The following is a 16,055-nucleotide window of genomic DNA, read 5'->3' as shown; positions in this document are numbered from 1 at the left end:
ACCCCGTAATTACCGCTTTTCTGCTTGAAATACGATCTGAAATGTAATTTTATTACTCACAGGGGCTACGATGCAATCACAATCCAATCGTCCATCGCTGCTGCGGTCAGGGGCGGCCCGCATGGCCCGCCGCGGGGTGCTGGGGCTGGCGACGGCATCGGTGGCCCTGGTGTGGGGCCTGGGGGCGGCACAGGCCGCGCCCGCTGGCGGTGCGGCCAATCTCGCGATGATCGGGGAGCCGCAGGGGCTGGACCCCATGGTGTCCACGGCCGATCTCGTCGGCACGATCATGCAGCATGTGTACGAGCCGCTCTACACTTTCGACGCGCAGTGGGCCCTCGCGCCAATGCTGGCGGAAGCGCTGCCCACGGTGTCCAAGGACGGCCTGGTCTACACCATCGCGCTGCGCAAGGGCGTGAAGCTGCACAACGGCCGCGACCTCGATGCCGAGGACGTGGTGGCCTCGCTGCGCCGCTGGATGGACCTGTCGCCGCGCGGCAAGTCGGTCGCCAAGGAGGTGGAGGCGCTCGCGGCGCGCGGGCCGCTGGCCGTGGAGATCAAGCTCAAGGCCCCCTACGCGCCGCTGCTGGCACAGTTGGCGCTGCCCACGGGCATGGCGGCCATCATGGCCAAGGAAAGCCTGGCGCCGCAGCTCAAGGAATTCATCGGCACCGGCCCCTACAAGCTCAAGGAGCGCCGCCCCGACCAGTTCACCGTGCTCGTGCGCCACGACGGCTACAGCGCGCGCAAGGAGCCCGCGAGCGGCTACGCGGGCAAGCGCGAGGCGCTGCTCGACGAGCTGCGCTTCGTGCCCGTGCCCAATGCCAACACGCGCGTCGAGGGCGCGCTGTCGGGCCAGTTCCACTACGCCGACCTGCTACCCGTCGAGGCCGCGGGCCGCGTGGAGAAGGGCGCGCCGGCCGTGGTGCCGATCGTGACCCAGAACTTCGGCTTCCCCTACATCGTGCTCAATACCAAGGAGGGCGTGCTGGCCAACCCCGCGCTGCGCCGCGCGCTGCAGACGGCCGTGGGCCAGGGCGAGCTGATGGCGGCGGGCTTCGGCGACAACCGCTTCTTCGCCGTGGAGCCCAACTTCTTCCCCAAGGGCACGCCGTACTACGCCGACGCGGGCGCCAAGCAGTACAACGAGCGCAACCCCCAGGCGGCCAAGGACCAGGCTGCCAAGGCGGGCTACAACGGCCAGCCCGTGCGCATCATGGCCAGCCGCCAGTACGAGTTCCACTACAACATGGCGCTGGTGACGGCCGAGCAGCTCAAGAAGGCCGGCTTCAAGACCGAGCTGCAGGTGGTGGACTGGGCCACGCTGGTGCAGCGCCGCAACGACCCCAAGCTCTGGGACCTGTATTTCACGCACTCGGGCCTGTTCCCTGAGCCCATGCTGTCGCCGCCGCAGCTGGGCGACGGCGCACCTGGCTGGTGGGACACGCCCGCCAAGAAGGCCGCGCTCACGGCCTTCAACCAGGAGACCAACCTGGCCAAGCGCGGGCCGCTGTGGGGCCGCGTGCAGCAGCTCGTGTACGACGAGGTGCCCTTCATCGAGGTGGGCAAGTTCAACAGCCTCTCGGCGCGCTCCGCCAAGCTGCAGGGCTACACGCCGTCGATCTGGCCGTTCTTCTGGAACACCGGCCTGGCCAAGTGATTCATCGGCGCTAGGGGTATTCCATGCTGAGATTCCTTGCGGGCCGCCTGGGCGGCGCCCTGGTCGTGCTCGCCATCGTCGCGGTGCTCGTGTTTGCGCTCACGCGGCTGGCCTCGGGTGACCCGGTGGCGCTGCTGCTGGGCGACCAGGCCATGGCCGAGGACATTGCCCAGGCGCGCGTGCAGTACGGCCTCGACAAACCGTTACCCACGCAGTTCGCGCTCTGGGTGGGCGAACTGCTGCAGGGCAACCTGGGGCAGTCGATCTTCCTGCAGCGGCCCGTGGCCCAGGCGCTGCTCGAGCGCGCCGAGCCCACGCTGATGCTTGCGCTGTTCGCCGTGGGCATCGCCGCGCTGATCGGCGTGCCCTGCGGCATGGCGGCCGCCATCTGGCGCGGCAGCCCGGGCGACCAGGCGCTGTCCAGCGTGGCCATGCTGGGCGCGAGCGTGCCGAGCTTCTGGTTCGGGCTCATCCTGATCCAGGTCTTCGCCGTCAAGCTGGGCTGGTTCCCCGCATCGGGCTATGGCAATCCCGATTCGCCGTTCGGCGAGCGGCTCACGCACCTGCTGCTGCCCGCGCTTGTGCTGGGCGTGCTCAACTCGGCGCTCATCATCCGCTTCACGCGCGCGTCCATGCTCGACATCCTGGGCGAGGACTACGTGCGCACGGCACGGGCCAAGGGGCTGGCCGAGGGCACGGTCATGGTCAAGCATGTGCTGCGCAACGCGCTCGTGCCCATCGTCACGGTGCTGGGGCTCACGCTGGCGCTCATGATTGGTGGCACCGTCGTGACCGAAACCGTGTTCAACCTGCCCGGCGTGGGCAACCTCGTGGTGCGTGCCGTGCTGCGGCGCGACTACCCCGTGATCCAGGGCACGCTGCTGGTGATAGCGGCCGTGTATGTGTTCATCAACCTCGCGATCGACCTGCTCTACACCGTGGTCGACCCGCGCATCCGTCTGGAGGCGAAATGATGGCGCGCTGGCGCAATGTGGCCGCGCGGCTGTTCGCGCGCAAGGTGGTGCTGGCGGCGGCGCTGGTGCTGGCGGGCGTGGTGCTCGTGGCCCTGGTGTTCCCTTGGGTGTCGGATACCGACCCCAATGCGATCTCGGTGAGCGAGCGACTGCGCGCCCCTTCGCCCACGCACTGGGCGGGTACCGACGAGCTGGGCCGCGACGTGATGCTGCGCATCGTGCACGGCGCGCGCTATTCGTTGCTGATCGGCTTGTGCACGGCCGCCGGGGCGGTGCTGCTGGGCACGCTGCTGGGCATGCTCGCGGGGTTCTTCCGTCGGCTCGACGCGCCCGTCATGCGCTGCGTGGACGCGATGATGTCCTTTCCCGACATCCTGCTCGGCATTGCACTCGTGTCCATTCTCGGCGCCTCGCTGTGGAACGTGACGCTCGCGCTCGTGATCGTCTACACGCCGCGCGTGGCCCGCGTGGTGCGCGCGGCCACGCTGGTGCTGCGCGAACTGCTGTTCGTGGACGCTGCGCGTGCGCTCGGCGTGGGCACGCCGCGCATTCTGTGGCGCCATATCCTGCCCAACCTGGTGTCGCCCGTGCTGGTGCAGGTCACGTTCATCTTCGCCTATGCCATCCTGGCCGAGGCGGGGCTGTCCTTCCTGGGCGTAGGCGTGCCGCCCGACATTCCTACCTGGGGCACCATGATCGCGGGCAGCCTCGAGTCGTCCGACCGGGCGTTCTGGACCATCCTCTATCCCGGGCTTGCCATCGTGTTCACGGCCCTGTCGCTGCAGATGCTGGGCGACGGCGTGCGCGATCTGCTCGACCCCAAGCTCAAGAAGGCCGCATGACGAGCATTCCATCGCAATCCACCGCGCCCCGGCTGCAGGTGCAGGGGCTGTCCACTTCGTTTGCCACCGACGCGGGGCGCATCCAGAGCGTGGCCGACGTGTCCTTCGCGATCCGGCCCGGCGAGACGCTGGCACTCGTGGGCGAGTCGGGCTCTGGCAAATCGGTCACCAGCCTGTCGCTCATGGGCCTGCATGCGCGCACCTCGCAGGCGCAGGTGGGCGGCCAGGCCTGGTTCGTGCGGCGCGATGGCGGGCGCGTGGACCTGCTGGCCCTGCCCGAGCCGGCCAAGCGCGCGTTGCGCGGCAACGAGATCGCCATGGTGTTCCAGGAGCCCATGACCAGCCTGAACCCCGTGCTCACCGTGGGCGAGCAGATCGCCGAGAGCGCGCGCCTGCACCTGGGGCTGGACCGCGCGGCGGCGCGCGCCCATGCGCGGCGCATGTTAGAGCTCGTCGAGATTCCGGCTGCCGCGCAGCGCGTGGATGAGTATCCGCACCAGCTCTCGGGCGGCATGCGCCAGCGTGTGATGATCGCGCTGGCCATGGCCTGCAGCCCCACGCTGCTGATCGCCGACGAACCCACGACGGCGCTGGACGTGACCATCCAGGCGCAGATCCTCGCGCTCATGGGGCGCCTGCAGAAGGAGACGGGCATGAGCCTGCTGTTCGTCACGCACAACCTCGGCGTGGTGGCGCAGTACGCCGACGCCGTGGCCGTGATGTATGCGGGCCGCATCGTCGAGTCCGCGCCCGTGCACGCACTGTTCGCGAATCCGCAGCATCCCTATACACGCGGCCTGCTGGCCTGCCTGCCGGGCATCGCGCGGCGCTGGGCTGGCCCGGGCACCAGGCTGAGGTTGGCCGCCATTCCTGGGCAGGTGGCGAGCCCGCTCGCGCCGCCGCCGGGCTGTGCCTTCGGGCCGCGCTGCGACCGCCACACCCCTGCCTGTGACGAGCGCATGCCGGCGCTGGCCGACACTGGCGCGCAGCGCCAGGCGCGCTGCATCCATGTTGGCGAGGAGGCCTGGGCATGAGCGCGATCGAGAACCTGCTGGAGGTGCAAGGACTGCGCAAGCATTTCGGCCATGGGCCGCACCCCGTGCGCGCGGTGGACGGCGTGAGCTTTTCCGTGCGCATGGGCGAGACCCTGGGCCTGGTCGGCGAATCCGGCTCGGGCAAGAGCACCATCGGCCGGCTGCTCACGCGCCTTGTCGAGCCGACCGAGGGCCGGATGCTCTACCACGGCGCGCAGGGCGTGCAAGACCTGGCGACGCTGTCGTCCGCGCGTCTGCGGCCGCTGCGCTCGCAGATCCAGATCATCTTCCAGGACCCCTATGCAAGCCTGAATCCGCGCATGCGCATCCGCGACGTGATCGGCGAGGCGCTGGACACCCACGGCCTCGCGCGCGGCGCGGCGCGGCTGCCGCGCATCCATGAACTGCTGGCGCAGGTGGGGCTGCGGCCCGAGCACGCCGAACGCTTCCCGCACGAGTTCTCGGGCGGTCAGCGCCAGCGCATCGGCATCGCGCGGGCCCTGGCCGTGCAGCCACGCTTCATCGTGGCCGACGAGCCGCTGTCGGCGCTCGACGTGTCCATCCAGGCCCAGGTGGTGAACCTGCTGGGCGAACTCAAGGAACAGCTCGGCCTCACGCTGCTGTTCATCTCGCATGACCTCGACGTGGTGGAATACCTGTGCGACCGCGTGGTGGTGCTCTACCTGGGCCGCGTGATGGAGATCGCCCCCACCGAGGCGCTCTACGCCAGGCCCTTGCACCCCTACACGTGCGCGCTGCTGGATGCCGCGCCCATTCCCGATCCCGCCCGGCGGCGTAGCATTCCGCTGCTGCAGGGCGATCTGCCCAGCCCGGCGCATCCGCCGTCGGGCTGCGTGTTCCGCACCCGCTGCCCCCGGGCGGAGGCCGCCTGCGCAAGCACCGACATGGCGCTGCGCGAGGTCGCTCCCGGCCGTCTAACCGCCTGCTGGCGTGATGACTGATATCTCCACACCATGACAACCCACAGTCTTTCCGACCCCTTGCTCGACGCCTCCTGCAAGGGCTTTCCCCTCATGGCTACGCCATGCCGCGCGAGTGAGATCGCCCAGCGCGGCTGGAACGTGCTGGCCGACGACCTGCCGCTGCCTCTGGCCGTGCTGCGCCGCTCGGCACTGGCGCACAACCTGGCCTGGATGCAGGACTTCGCGCGGCGCAAGGGCGTTCTGCTGGCGCCGCACGGCAAGACCACTCTGGCGCCCGAGCTGTTCGCGCAGCAGCTCGCCCACGGGGCCTGGGGGCTTACGTTCGCCACGACCTTCCAGGCCAGTATGGGCGTGGGTGCCGGGGCGCGGCGCGTCATCATCGCCAACCAGGTGGTCTGTGACAGCGACCTCGACGCGCTCGACGCACTGCTGGCGCGGCACGCCGATCTGCGGCTGTGGTTCCTGGTCGATTCGCGCGCGCAGCTCGCACTCATTGAGGACTGGACGGCGCGGCGCGCAAGCGCGCGGGTGTTCGATGTGCTGTTGGAGATGGGGATTCCTGGCCAGCGCACGGGCTGCCGCCGCCTGGAGGAGGCGCTGGAGCTGGCCCGCGCCATTGCCGCGTCGCGCGCCGTGCAATTGGGCGGCATCGAATGCTACGAGGGCGGGGTTGCGCGCTGTGACAGCGAGCACGACGCGCGCGAGGTCACGGCGCTGGTGCGCCGCGTGACCGAGGCTGCCCGCGCCTGTGACGTCGAGGGCCTGTGGGATCCGGGAGACGAGGACATTTTGCTCACGGCCGGCGGCTCGGCAGTGTTCGATCTGGTGGTGCCGCTGCTGCAGACGCAGGGCCTGTCGCGCCCCGTGCGCGGCGTGCTGCGCTCGGGCTGCTATGTCACGCACGACCACGGCAACTACATGCGCTTTCTCAAGCTGGTGGAGCGGCGCGAGGGGCTCGACGCCTCGCTGCGCCCCGCGCTGACCGTGTGGGCCATGGTGCAGTCGGTGCCCGAGCCCGGCCTGGCCTTGCTGACCTGCGGCCGGCGCGACATTTCCTACGACCTTGAGATGCCCACGCCCGTGGCCCTGGCGCGGCGCGGCGCGCGCCAGGCGCAGAGTGCCCCCTTGGGCTGGAGCATCAGCGCGCTCAACGACCACCACGCCTACCTGCGCTTCGATGCCGCGGCCTCCGAAGACACGCAGCCGCGCGTCGGCGACCGCGTGGAGCTGGGCATATCGCACCCCTGCACCACGTTCGACAAGTGGCGCTGGATGCCCGTGGTCGAGGACGATGGCACCGTCACGGGTGCCATCCACACACACTTCTGAGCCATGGCGGAACTTGCGATGTCTTCTTCCGCGCCGGGCTTGCTGCAGCAGATGCGCGAGCGCCTGGACCAATTGCCCGAGGCGCAGCGCCGTGTGGTGCGCTGTGTGCTGGAGGATCCGCGCGCGGCCGTGGCCGCCACGGTGGAACAGCTTGCGCAGCAGGCTGGCGTTTCGATGCCGACTGTCGTGCGCACCTGCCGCAGCTTTGGCCATGACTCGGTGCGCGAGTTCATGCTCGCGCTCGCGCAGGACCTGGCCGTCTCGGGCTCCTACATCCACCGCAGCGTGCTGGCCGAGGATTCGGTGCAGGACGTGGCGAGCAAGATCGTGCATGCGGCCGTTTCCTCGCTGGCCGACCTGGGCCGACGCATCGACGTGGACATGATCGACCGCGTGGCCACGTGCCTTGCGCAGGCGCACCGCATCGACTGCTACTCTGTGGGTGCGGCCTCAACCTTCATGGCCAGCGAACTGCAGAGCCGGCTGTTTCGCTTGGGGCGCCCGGCCAACGCCATCTTTGACGCACACCAGCAGCTCGTTTCGGCGAGCACGCTGGGACCCGACGGCGTGGCCTTCGTGATCTCGCACGTGGGCCGCATGCCCTACACCATCGAGGCGGCGCGCTTTGCGCGCTCGCAGGGCGCTACCGTGGTGGCCCTCACGCAGCCCGATACGCCGCTGGCCGAGACGGCCGACCTGCTCCTGGCCGTCTCGGTGCCGCAGGACGCCGTGATGCGCGTGGGCACCGAGGCGTATCTGGCCCATCTCGTGGTCATCGAGATTTTGACCGTGCGCCTCGCACAGAAGCTGGGCCCCGTGGCCACGCGCGGGCTGCAGCAGTTCAAGCAGCTGCTCCACAAGCATGGCTTCGACAGCGCCGAGTACGAGGGCGTGATGGACCGCAGTGCGCCACCTTCGGCGCGGAGAGGCTGACATGGCGGCGACTTGGTTGCGCGGTGGGCGCATCGTGGACGGTACGGACCAGCCCGCCTGGGCTGGCGAGGTGTTGCTAGCCGAGGGGCGCATTGCCGCGATCGCCCCAGCCCTTGGTGCGGAGCAGCTCGCGCCCTGGCGCAGTGGCGGCATCGAGGAGGTTGACTGCACGGGCAAGGTGGTGGCGCCGGGCTTCATCGACGTGCACACGCACGACGATGCGGCGGTGATCGAGGCGCCGGACATGCTGCCCAAACTGTCGCAGGGCGTGACCACCGTGATCGTCGGCAATTGCGGCATCTCGCTCGCCCCCGTGGTGACCGATGCGCCGCAGGCGCCGCTGTCGCTGCTCGGGCGGCGTCAGTTCCGGCACGCTGACGTGGCTGCCTATGCCCGCGCCGTGGACGCTGCATGCCCTGGCGTGAACGTGGCCGCGCTCGTGGGCCACACGGCGCTGCGCATGCGCCACATGGAGCGGCTGGACCGCGCCGCCACGCCCGCCGAACGCGAGGCCATGGCGGACAGCGTGCGCGAGGCCATGGAGGCCGGCGCGCTGGGGCTGTCCTCGGGCGTGTTCTACAAGGAGGCCTACGCGGCCGACCTCGACGAACTGGTGGCGCTGGCCACGGCTGCGGCGCGGCATGGCGGGGTGTACGCCACGCACATCCGCGATGAGCTTGCGGGCATCCTGCCCGCGCTGCAGGAGGCTGCCCGGACCGCACGCCAGGCCGGTCTGCCGCTCGTGCTCTCGCACCACAAGTGCGCGGGCGCGGCCAACTGGGGCCGTACGCGCGAGACGCTGCCGCTGATCGACGCGCTGGGCCGCGGGCAGCCGATCAGCCTGGACGTGTATCCCTACACCGCGGGGTCCACGGTGCTGCGCACCGATCTTGTGGACGGCGTGATCGACATCCTCATCACCGGCAGCCAGCCGCACCCCGAGATGGTGGGGCGCTACCTCAAGGACATCGCGAAGGAGTGGGACGTGGGCGAGCGCGAGGCATGCGACCGCCTGCAGCCTGGCGGTGCCTGTTACTTCCAGATGTGCGAGGAGGATGTGGAGCGCGTCATCGCGCACCCGCAGGCCATGATCGGCTCGGACGGCCTGCCGCACGACGAGCGGCCGCACCCGCGCCTGTGGGGGGCGTTCCCGCGCGTGCTGGCCTGCTACTGGCGCGAGAAGGGGGTGCTGCGCCTGGAAGAGGCCGTGCACAAGATGACGGGGCTGTCTGCGGCGCGCTTTCGCATTGCCGGGCGCGGCGTGCTGTGCGCGGGCCACCATGCCGACGTGGTGGTGTTCGACCCCGTGCGTGTGCGCGACCGGGCGAGCTATGAAAGCCCGGCGCAGTTCAGCGAAGGGATCGAACGCGTGTGGGTCAACGGGGTGCTGAGCTACACGGCCGAAGGCCGGGGTACGGGCGCACGCGCAGGCCGCTTCGTGCGCCGCGCGGCGTAGCGCAGGCGGTCAGATGCCTGCGGCCTCGCGCGTGAGTACCTCGCCGCGCAGCGTGTAGGTGCGGGCTTCGGTGATCCGTACGTCGATCATCTGGCCGATCAGCCGCTCCTGGCCGGGGAAGTTGACCACGCGGTTGCACTCGGTGCGGCCCATGAGTTCGCTGCCGTCGCGTTTGGACACGCCCTCCACCAGCAGGCGCTGCACGGTGCCTACGCGCTCCTGGCTGATGTCCAGAATGTTCTGGTTGATCACGGCCTGCAGCTCCTGCAGGCGGCGCAGCTTCACCTCGTGCGGCGTGTCGTCGTGCAGGTTGGCTGCCGGCGTGCCGGGGCGCGGGCTGAAGATGAAGCTGAAGCTGTTGTCGAAGCGCACATCGTGGATCAGCTTCATCATCTTCTGGAAGTCGTCCTCGGTTTCGCCGGGGAAGCCCACGATGAAGTCGCTGCTCATGGCCATGTCGGGGCGGATGGCGCGCAGCTTGCGCACCGTGCTCTTGTATTCCATGGCCGTGTAGCCGCGCTTCATGGCCATCAGGATTTTGTCGCTGCCGTGCTGCACCGGCAGATGCAGGTGGCTGACCAGTTGCGGGAGCTTGGCGTAGGCCTCGATCAGGCGCGGCGTGAACTCGTTGGGGTGGCTGGTGGTGAAGCGGATGCGCTCGATGCCGGGGATCTCGGCCACGTATTCCAGCAGCAGGGCAAAGTCGGCCTTCTCCGCCGTGTCGCCCATGGCACCCAGGTAGGCGTTCACGTTCTGGCCCAGCAGCGTTACCTCACGCACGCCCTGGTCGGCCAGGCCCGCGGCTTCCACCAGCACGTCCTCGAACGGGCGGCTGACTTCCTCGCCGCGCGTGTAGGGAACCACGCAGTAGCTGCAGTACTTGCTGCAGCCTTCCATGATGGACACGAAGGCGCTGGCGCCCTCCACGCGCGCGGGCGGCAGGTGGTCGAACTTCTCGATCTCGGGAAAGCTGATGTCCACCTGGGGCTTGTCCTTGGCCGCGCGGGCGCTCAGCAGCTCGGGCAGGCGGTGCAGCGTCTGCGGGCCGAAGACCACGTCCACATAGGGCGCGCGCTTGATGATTTCCGCGCCCTCCTGGCTGGCCACGCAACCCCCCACGCCGATGAGTACGCCCTTCTTCTTGAGGTGCTTGATGCGGCCCAGGTCGGAGAACACCTTCTCCTGCGCCTTCTCGCGCACCGAGCAGGTGTTGAACAGGATCAGGTCGGCGGCCTCGGGGTCGTCGGTCGGCTCGTAGCCCTGGGCGGCGCCCAGCACGTCGGCCATCTTGTCCGAGTCGTACTCGTTCATCTGGCAGCCGAAGGTCTTGATGAAAACTTTCTTGGACATGGCTTGTGTCTCGCAAATGGCAAGGCACCGCGGCCAGCGCGGTGCGGGGAGTCAATTCGATGGCTGGGCCGGCGTGCGGGCGCCGGGCGCATCCGCGCGCTGGCGCGCACGGCCCTCAGCGCAGCAGGGCTGGCTTGGTTTCCACTTCGGTGCGGATGTTGGAGGTCGTGGTGTCGCTGCCCTGGCGGGGGCGGTCGGCCTCGGCCTGCGTCAGGATCCAGGCCGTGAGCAGCATGCCCGTGCTGGTCTCGATGACGTAGTTCACCTTGAGCGGCTGTCCCTGCACGGTGTGCCGCATGACGAGCGCGTTCTGTGGGCTGAACAGGCGCATGCCCGGTGCCATGCGGATGGGCTGGCCGTTCAGCGTGGCCATGGCGCCGTCCTGGACGGTCAGCGTGCCGCGCAGTGCGGCCTGCGGAAAGTTGCGGTTCTGGCCCATGCCGCCGGGCACCTGGGCGATGGCCGGCACCAGAGCGGCACCCAGCAGCGCGGCGCAGGCGACGGAGGCCAGCCAGCCGCCGCGTCGTGGCAGGGAGGAGGGGGAAATGGTGTTGCAGCGGTTCATGGTGTACATCCAGGGGCTGAAACGAAAATTCTAGTGGCTGGCGGTTGCCGCCAAGCTGCCCAAGAAAAAACCCGCAGCACCTGGGGCGCTGCGGGTTGTGTCTGGTGGTCGTAGAGGGACTTGAACCTTCGACATCAGCATTATGAATGCTGCGCTCTAACCAACTGAGCTATACGACCAAGAGAACGCGATTATAGCTATTTTTTAGAGGTGGGTGAAATTCGGCGTGCGCTTGTTCACGAAGGCGTCCATGCCTTCCTTCTGGTCCTGCGTGGCGAACAGGGCGTGGAACAGGCGGCGCTCGAACATCACGCCGTCGGCCAGCGTGCCCTCGAAGGCGCGGTTCACCGACTCCTTGGCAGCCATCACGGCGATCTGCGAGAAGCCGCTGATGATGAGCGCGGCGCCCAGGGCCTCGTCCATGAGTTTCTCGAAGGGCACGACACGGCTCACCAGGCCCGCGCGTTCGGCTTCGGTGGCGTCCATCATGCGGCCGGTCAGGGCCATGTCCATGGCCTTGGACTTGCCCACGGCGCGCGGCAGGCGCTGGGTGCCGCCCGCGCCGGGGATCACGCCCAGCTTGATTTCGGGCTGGCCGAAGCGGGCGTTGTCGGCGGCGATGATGAAGTCGCACATCATGGCCAGCTCGCAGCCGCCGCCCAGGGCGAAGCCGCTCACGGCGGCGATCACGGGCTTGCGGATGGAGCGGATCTGCTCCCAGTTGCGCGTGATGTAGTCGCCCTTGTAGGCGTCGGCGAAGCTGTACTTGGCCATGGCGCCGATGTCGGCGCCCGCAGCAAAGGCACGCTCGCTGCCGGTGAGGATGACGCAGCCGATCTTCTCGTCGGAATCGAAGGCCTGCAGGGCAGCGCCTAGCTCGTTCATGAGCTGGTCGTTCAGCGCGTTGAGTTGCTTGGGGCGGTTCAGCGTGATGATGCCGACCTTGTCCGCTTCGGTGCGGACTTCGATGCATTCGTAGGCCAAGGTTATCTCCGGTATGTAGTGAATCGAATCATGTGACTATACCCAAGGCCCGGGCAGGCGCGCCGCTAGCCGGCGGCGCCGAGCCAGCGCTGCGCGATGGCTGCGTCCTGCACGTCCAGGCGCACCGTGTCCGCCGCCGCGCCAGCGTCCGGTAGCGTGAGCGCCAGGCGCAGCAGGCGCCGATCGCGGGCCACCAGGGCGGTGATTTCGGTGGCGGCGGCGGCGTACAGCGGCACGTCGTCGAGCCTGTGCAGGCGCCAGGCCTGGCCCGGGGTTTCCAGGGCCAGCCATTCGTCGCCGGCCATGAAGCCGGCCGCCTCGGCCGCTCCGCCGCGCAGCACGGTCTTGATCTGCACGCCGTGGTTCTCGTTCACGCGCAGGCCCAGGCGCTGGGCGATCGGTGCGGGGTCGGCCTGCACGGTGATGCCGTGGGCGGCCAGCAGTTCGGCCAGCGGCAGGTCGTGCGTGCCGTGCACCCATTGCGCGATCTCGCCGGACCAGTCGCGGCCCGACAGCTGCTGCAGCACCGCGAGCACGTCGGCCTCGGCCATGGGGCCGCCGCCGGTGCGCTGCCACAGTGCGCGCATGGTCTCGTCCAGCGTGGTTCGGCCTTCGCGGCGCAGCGCCAGGTCCAGGCACAGGGCGACGAGCGCGCCCTTGGTGTAGTAGCTCACCGTGCTGTTGGGGGTGTTCTCGTCCTGGCGGTAGTACTTGACCCAGGCGTCGAAGCTGGCCTGCGCCACCGATTGCACATGGCGCCCCGGGGTCTGCAGCACCTGGTTGGTGGTCTTGGTCAGCAACCGCAGGTAGGTCGCGTGGTCGATCAGGCCCGCGCGGCGCAGCAGCAGGTCATCGTAGTAGCTGGTGAAGCCCTCGAAGAACCACAGCAGCTGTGTGTAGTTCTCCTGCGCGTAGTCGTAGCGCGTGAAGTCGGCCGGGCGCAGGCGCTTGACGTTCCAGGTGTGGAAGTACTCATGGCTCACCAGGCCGAGCAGCGTGGTGTAGCCCTCGCAGGCCTGGATCTCCTTGGCGCTTTGGCCCAGGCGCGGCAGGTCGCGGCGGCTGCAGATCAGGGCCGTGGAGTTGCGATGCTCCAGCCCGCCGTAGCCCTCGTGCACCGCGTTGAGCATGAACACGTAGCGGGCCATGGGCGGCGCGCCGTCGCCATGCCAGAAGCGGATGATTTCCTCGCAGATGCGCTGCGTGTCGCGCGCCAGGCGCTCGCCGTCGAACGAGGGCGCGGCGCCCGCCACCACCAGCCGGTGCGGCACGCCGCCGGCGGTGAACTCGGTGCTCCAGAACGGGCCTATCTCCACGGGGCAGTCCACCAGCTCGTCGTAGTTGCGCGCGCGGTAGGTGCCGAAGCCCGTGGCATCCACCGCCGCGGGCTCCAGCCCCGTGGCCAGCGACCAGCCGGCCATGGCCGGCGGCTGCACGATCTCCAGGCCGTGGGCCGTGGCCTCCTGGCCGTGCACGCGCAGGCACAGGCTGGTGCCGTTGAAGAAGCCCCGCGTGGCGTCCAGCCAGGCCGTGCGCACCGACGTGTCGTAGGCCGCTACCGCGTAGCTCAGCACCAGCGGCAGGCCGGCGCGGCACTGCGCGCGCCAGCGGTGCTTGTCCAGCTGCTCCAGCGGCACCTCGGCGCCGTCCTGGCGGGCCTGCAGCGACTGCAGGTTCTTGGAAAACTCGCGCACCAGGTAGCTGCCCGGAATCCACACGGGCAGCGACAGCTCCTGCAGCGCCGCGGGCGCGGCCACGGTGAGCGTCACGCGGTAGAGATGGGCGTGGGCCTGCGCGGGGTCGATGCGGTAGTGGACGGGGGGCGTGGCGGCGGGGGCAGAGGGCATGGGGGCAGAAATAGCGGTATCAATTTGAGAGCTGCTTGCGCTTGCTACCTATAGGTTATGACATGAAAAGTGCCCAAAACCGAGAGTCGTCAAGCGTGAGCAGCTCCTGTATTGGAAGCGGCCGCCATGCCGTCGGCAGGCGGCCGCATGCGGCGCTTACTTGCTGCTAGCGATCTCGGCGAGGCGCTTTTCCACGTCCTGCGCGCCGATGGCGCCGGGCACGCGCGAGCCGTCCGAGAAGATCAGCGTGGGCGTGCCGGTGATCTTGTGCTTGCGCCCGAACGCCAGGTTGCGCTGCAGCGCGGCCGTGTCGCAGCTGGCCGCGGCCGGCGTCTTGTCGCGCAGCATGAGGTCGTCCCAGGTGGCGGAACGGTCCTTGGCGCACCAGATGTTGCGCGACTTCTCGGCCGAGTCGGGGCTCAGGATGGGGTAGAGGAAGGTGTACACCGTCACGTTGTCCACGTTCTGCAGGTCCTTCTCGAAGCGCTTGCAGTAGCCGCAGTTCGGGTCCGCGAACACGACCAGCTTGCGCTCGCCCTTGCCGCGCACGGTGGTGAACGCATCCTGCAGCGGCAGGGACTGGTAGTCCACGGCCGTCAGCTTGTTGATGCGGTCCTCGGTCAGGTTGCGCCGCGCCTTGGTGTCGATCAGCTCGCCCTGGATCAGGTAGTTGCCCTGGGCGTCGGTGTAGAACAGGTCGGTGCCGATGCGCACCTCGTACAGACCCTTCATCGGCGTGGGGCGCACCTCGTCGATCTGCTGCAGCTGCGGGATGCGCTCGGCCAGGGCCTTGCGGATCGTGGCGTCCTGCGCCGATGCATTCATGCCCAGGCACAGGGTGGCTGCAGCCAGCAGGGTGGGGAGGAGTTTCATTGCGGTCTTCCGTTCCTTCATCAAAATATGCGTTCGTGGCGTGCGCCGCAGGTGCGCGGCATCACTCGGCCCCCATGGCCTGGCGAGCCACCCATGCTTTGAGTGGCCCGCTGCGTTCAAACCCCTTCAGCCCCCAGTTGCGCAGGGCCTGCAGCGCGCTCTCGCGCCGCGTGAAAAGCTGTTGCAGGCCGTCCATGGCCAGGCCCATGGGCAGCAGCGCCGCCTTGCGCTCGCGCTCGTAGCGGCGCAGCAGGCGCAGGTCGGCAACGCCGCGCCAGGCGGGGCGCTCGTGCAGCACGCGCGCCAGCGCGCGCGCATCGCCCAGCCCCAGGTTCAGGCCCTGGCCCGCCAGCGGATGCACGTTGTGCGCCGCGTCGCCGGCCAGCACCCAGCTGCGGGCCGCCGACTGCGCGGACTGCCCCGGCAGGGCGCCGCACCAGTGGTGCGCCCGTGCCTGCTGCAGCGGCCAGCTGGCCCGCGGGCCGCTGAGGCTCAGGGTGCCGAGGGCGTGGCGGCTGGCTTCCTGCAGGCGCTGCGTGAAGTCTGCCTCGTCGGCCTGCAGCCATTGCGCTGCCTGCTCCTGCGGAACAGACCAGACAACGGCCACGGAGTTCCCCTGCGCGCCGTCCAGCGGCAAAAAAGCCAGGATGCCGCCGTCGGCCAGAAACCACTGGCGCGCCACCTGGCCGTGCGGCCGCTCGCAGACCAGGCGCGTGGCGATGGCGTGCTGGGCGTAGGGGGTGATGTCGAATTCCGCGCCGAACTCCTCGCGCGTGCGGCTGGCGCGGCCCTCGCAGACCACGGTGAGCGGCGCGGCCACGGGCTGCGCGACCTGTTCCACCAGCGGCTGAAAGCGCACGGCGTCCGCCAGGCGGGCCTCCAGCGCGGGTACGTCCACGATCCAGGCCAGTGCATCGCGGCCCTGCTGGGCGGCGTCGAAATGCACCATGCCGTCCTGGTCGGCATGCACCTGCATCTGCTGCACCGCCGTGGCGTGCTGCGCGTCGGGCCAGCCGCGCACGGACTCCAGCAGCGCGCGGCTGGCGGTGTTGAGCGCATAGGCGCGCACATCGGCCGCCGCGGCGGCGCCGGGCGGCGGCTGGACCAGCGCCACGCGCAGCCGTTCGCGGGCCAGCAAGAGAGCCAAGGTGCGTCCCACCACGCCCGCACCGCGGATACATACGTCAAAAGTCTGCGCCATGCGGGGATTGTAGGAGGCGCGGTGCGGGGCGCCGGCCCGGGCTGGCGGCACAATCGCCGGGCC

14 protein-coding genes and 1 tRNA gene are annotated in these 16,055 nt (G+C 69.3%); 8 read left to right on the top strand and 7 right to left on the bottom strand.

Features of this window, described 5'->3' with window-relative positions; translation table 11 throughout:
- Window positions 1–70: 70 nt before the first annotated feature.
- From BP68_RS17460 to BP68_RS17425, 8 genes are read left to right on the top strand one after another with little or no spacing between them, the layout of a single operon-like run.
- The gene (locus tag BP68_RS17460; protein WP_496374118.1) at window positions 71–1,660 is read left to right on the top strand and encodes an ABC transporter substrate-binding protein; all 1,590 of its coding nucleotides are present in this window, start codon (window positions 71–73) and stop codon (window positions 1,658–1,660) included.
- Window positions 1,661–1,683: 23 nt separating this feature from the next.
- Window positions 1,684–2,634 (top strand): ABC transporter permease, encoded by a 951-nt coding sequence (locus tag BP68_RS17455; RefSeq protein ID WP_496374116.1) that lies wholly within the window; start codon window positions 1,684–1,686, stop codon window positions 2,632–2,634.
- Window positions 2,631–3,476 carry an ABC transporter permease gene (locus BP68_RS17450; RefSeq protein ID WP_496374114.1) on the top strand — a complete coding sequence of 282 codons (846 nt, stop codon included), beginning with the start codon at window positions 2,631–2,633 and terminating at the stop codon, window positions 3,474–3,476. The genes BP68_RS17455 and BP68_RS17450 overlap by 4 nt, the downstream gene beginning before the upstream one ends.
- Window positions 3,473–4,510: an ABC transporter ATP-binding protein gene (locus BP68_RS17445; protein WP_496374112.1), complete on the top strand. Its 1,038-nt coding sequence runs from the start codon at window positions 3,473–3,475 to the stop codon at window positions 4,508–4,510. The genes BP68_RS17450 and BP68_RS17445 overlap by 4 nt, the downstream gene beginning before the upstream one ends.
- Window positions 4,507–5,472: an ABC transporter ATP-binding protein gene (locus BP68_RS17440; protein WP_496374110.1), complete on the top strand. Its 966-nt coding sequence runs from the start codon at window positions 4,507–4,509 to the stop codon at window positions 5,470–5,472. The genes BP68_RS17445 and BP68_RS17440 overlap by 4 nt, the downstream gene beginning before the upstream one ends.
- Window positions 5,473–5,484: 12 nt before the next feature.
- The gene (locus BP68_RS17435) at window positions 5,485–6,783 is read left to right on the top strand and encodes an amino acid deaminase (protein ID WP_496374108.1); all 1,299 of its coding nucleotides are present in this window, start codon (window positions 5,485–5,487) and stop codon (window positions 6,781–6,783) included.
- A gap of 3 nt (window positions 6,784–6,786) precedes the next feature.
- On the top strand, window positions 6,787–7,716 hold the full coding sequence (locus BP68_RS17430; RefSeq protein WP_496374106.1) for a MurR/RpiR family transcriptional regulator: 930 nt from the start codon (window positions 6,787–6,789) through the stop codon (window positions 7,714–7,716).
- 1 nt (window position 7,717) lies between these two features.
- Entirely contained in the window at window positions 7,718–9,172 is a 1,455-nt protein-coding gene (locus BP68_RS17425) for an N-acyl-D-amino-acid deacylase family protein (protein ID WP_496374104.1), read from the top strand.
- A 9-nt stretch (window positions 9,173–9,181) separates the two neighbouring features.
- Here the strand turns inward: BP68_RS17425 and miaB are convergent, their stop codons facing one another.
- The 7 genes from miaB to BP68_RS17390 form a co-directional block, all read right to left on the bottom strand.
- Complete coding sequence (gene miaB, locus BP68_RS17420; protein WP_496374102.1) at window positions 9,182–10,522, bottom strand: tRNA (N6-isopentenyl adenosine(37)-C2)-methylthiotransferase MiaB; 1,341 nt, start codon at window positions 10,520–10,522, stop codon at window positions 9,182–9,184.
- A gap of 115 nt (window positions 10,523–10,637) precedes the next feature.
- Window positions 10,638–11,087 carry a hypothetical protein gene (locus BP68_RS17415; protein WP_496374100.1) on the bottom strand — a complete coding sequence of 150 codons (450 nt, stop codon included), beginning with the start codon at window positions 11,085–11,087 and terminating at the stop codon, window positions 10,638–10,640.
- 102 nt (window positions 11,088–11,189) lie between these two features.
- Window positions 11,190–11,266: transfer RNA gene (locus BP68_RS17410), tRNA-Met, on the bottom strand.
- Window positions 11,267–11,291: 25 nt separating this feature from the next.
- On the bottom strand, window positions 11,292–12,071 hold the full coding sequence (locus BP68_RS17405) for an enoyl-CoA hydratase (RefSeq protein WP_496374098.1): 780 nt from the start codon (window positions 12,069–12,071) through the stop codon (window positions 11,292–11,294).
- Between the two features lie 65 nt (window positions 12,072–12,136).
- Window positions 12,137–13,918, bottom strand: a complete 1,782-nt coding sequence (locus BP68_RS17400) for a M61 family metallopeptidase (RefSeq protein WP_496374096.1) — start codon at window positions 13,916–13,918, stop codon at window positions 12,137–12,139.
- Between the two features lie 156 nt (window positions 13,919–14,074).
- The gene (locus BP68_RS17395; protein WP_496374094.1) at window positions 14,075–14,791 is read right to left on the bottom strand and encodes a DsbC family protein; all 717 of its coding nucleotides are present in this window, start codon (window positions 14,789–14,791) and stop codon (window positions 14,075–14,077) included.
- A 61-nt stretch (window positions 14,792–14,852) separates the two neighbouring features.
- Window positions 14,853–15,992 (bottom strand): FAD-dependent monooxygenase, encoded by a 1,140-nt coding sequence (locus tag BP68_RS17390; RefSeq protein ID WP_496374092.1) that lies wholly within the window; start codon window positions 15,990–15,992, stop codon window positions 14,853–14,855.
- Window positions 15,993–16,055 lie beyond the last annotated feature (63 nt).

This window comes from Diaphorobacter oryzae DSM 22780 (genome assembly GCF_059568935.1).
The sequence above is the reverse complement of the archived record's forward strand: the minus strand, read 5'-3'. Positions and strand labels throughout refer to the sequence as shown.

Bases quoted from the DNA above. Each gene is read 5' to 3' on its own strand.
- BP68_RS17460 (WP_496374118.1), top strand. From the start codon at position 71: ATGCAATCACAATCCAATCGTCCATCGCTGCTGCGGTCAGGGGCGGCC.
- BP68_RS17455 (WP_496374116.1), top strand. From the start codon at position 1,684: ATGCTGAGATTCCTTGCGGGCCGCCTGGGCGGCGCCCTGGTCGTGCTC.
- BP68_RS17450 (WP_496374114.1), top strand. From the start codon at position 2,631: ATGATGGCGCGCTGGCGCAATGTGGCCGCGCGGCTGTTCGCGCGCAAG.
- BP68_RS17445 (WP_496374112.1), top strand. From the start codon at position 3,473: ATGACGAGCATTCCATCGCAATCCACCGCGCCCCGGCTGCAGGTGCAG.
- BP68_RS17440 (WP_496374110.1), top strand. From the start codon at position 4,507: ATGAGCGCGATCGAGAACCTGCTGGAGGTGCAAGGACTGCGCAAGCAT.
- BP68_RS17435 (WP_496374108.1), top strand. From the start codon at position 5,485: ATGACAACCCACAGTCTTTCCGACCCCTTGCTCGACGCCTCCTGCAAG.
- BP68_RS17430 (WP_496374106.1), top strand. From the start codon at position 6,787: ATGGCGGAACTTGCGATGTCTTCTTCCGCGCCGGGCTTGCTGCAGCAG.
- BP68_RS17425 (WP_496374104.1), top strand. From the start codon at position 7,718: ATGGCGGCGACTTGGTTGCGCGGTGGGCGCATCGTGGACGGTACGGAC.
- miaB (WP_496374102.1), bottom strand. From the start codon at position 10,522: ATGTCCAAGAAAGTTTTCATCAAGACCTTCGGCTGCCAGATGAACGAG.
- BP68_RS17415 (WP_496374100.1), bottom strand. From the start codon at position 11,087: ATGAACCGCTGCAACACCATTTCCCCCTCCTCCCTGCCACGACGCGGC.
- BP68_RS17400 (WP_496374096.1), bottom strand. From the start codon at position 13,918: ATGCCCTCTGCCCCCGCCGCCACGCCCCCCGTCCACTACCGCATCGAC.
- BP68_RS17395 (WP_496374094.1), bottom strand. From the start codon at position 14,791: ATGAAACTCCTCCCCACCCTGCTGGCTGCAGCCACCCTGTGCCTGGGC.
- BP68_RS17390 (WP_496374092.1), bottom strand. From the start codon at position 15,992: ATGGCGCAGACTTTTGACGTATGTATCCGCGGTGCGGGCGTGGTGGGA.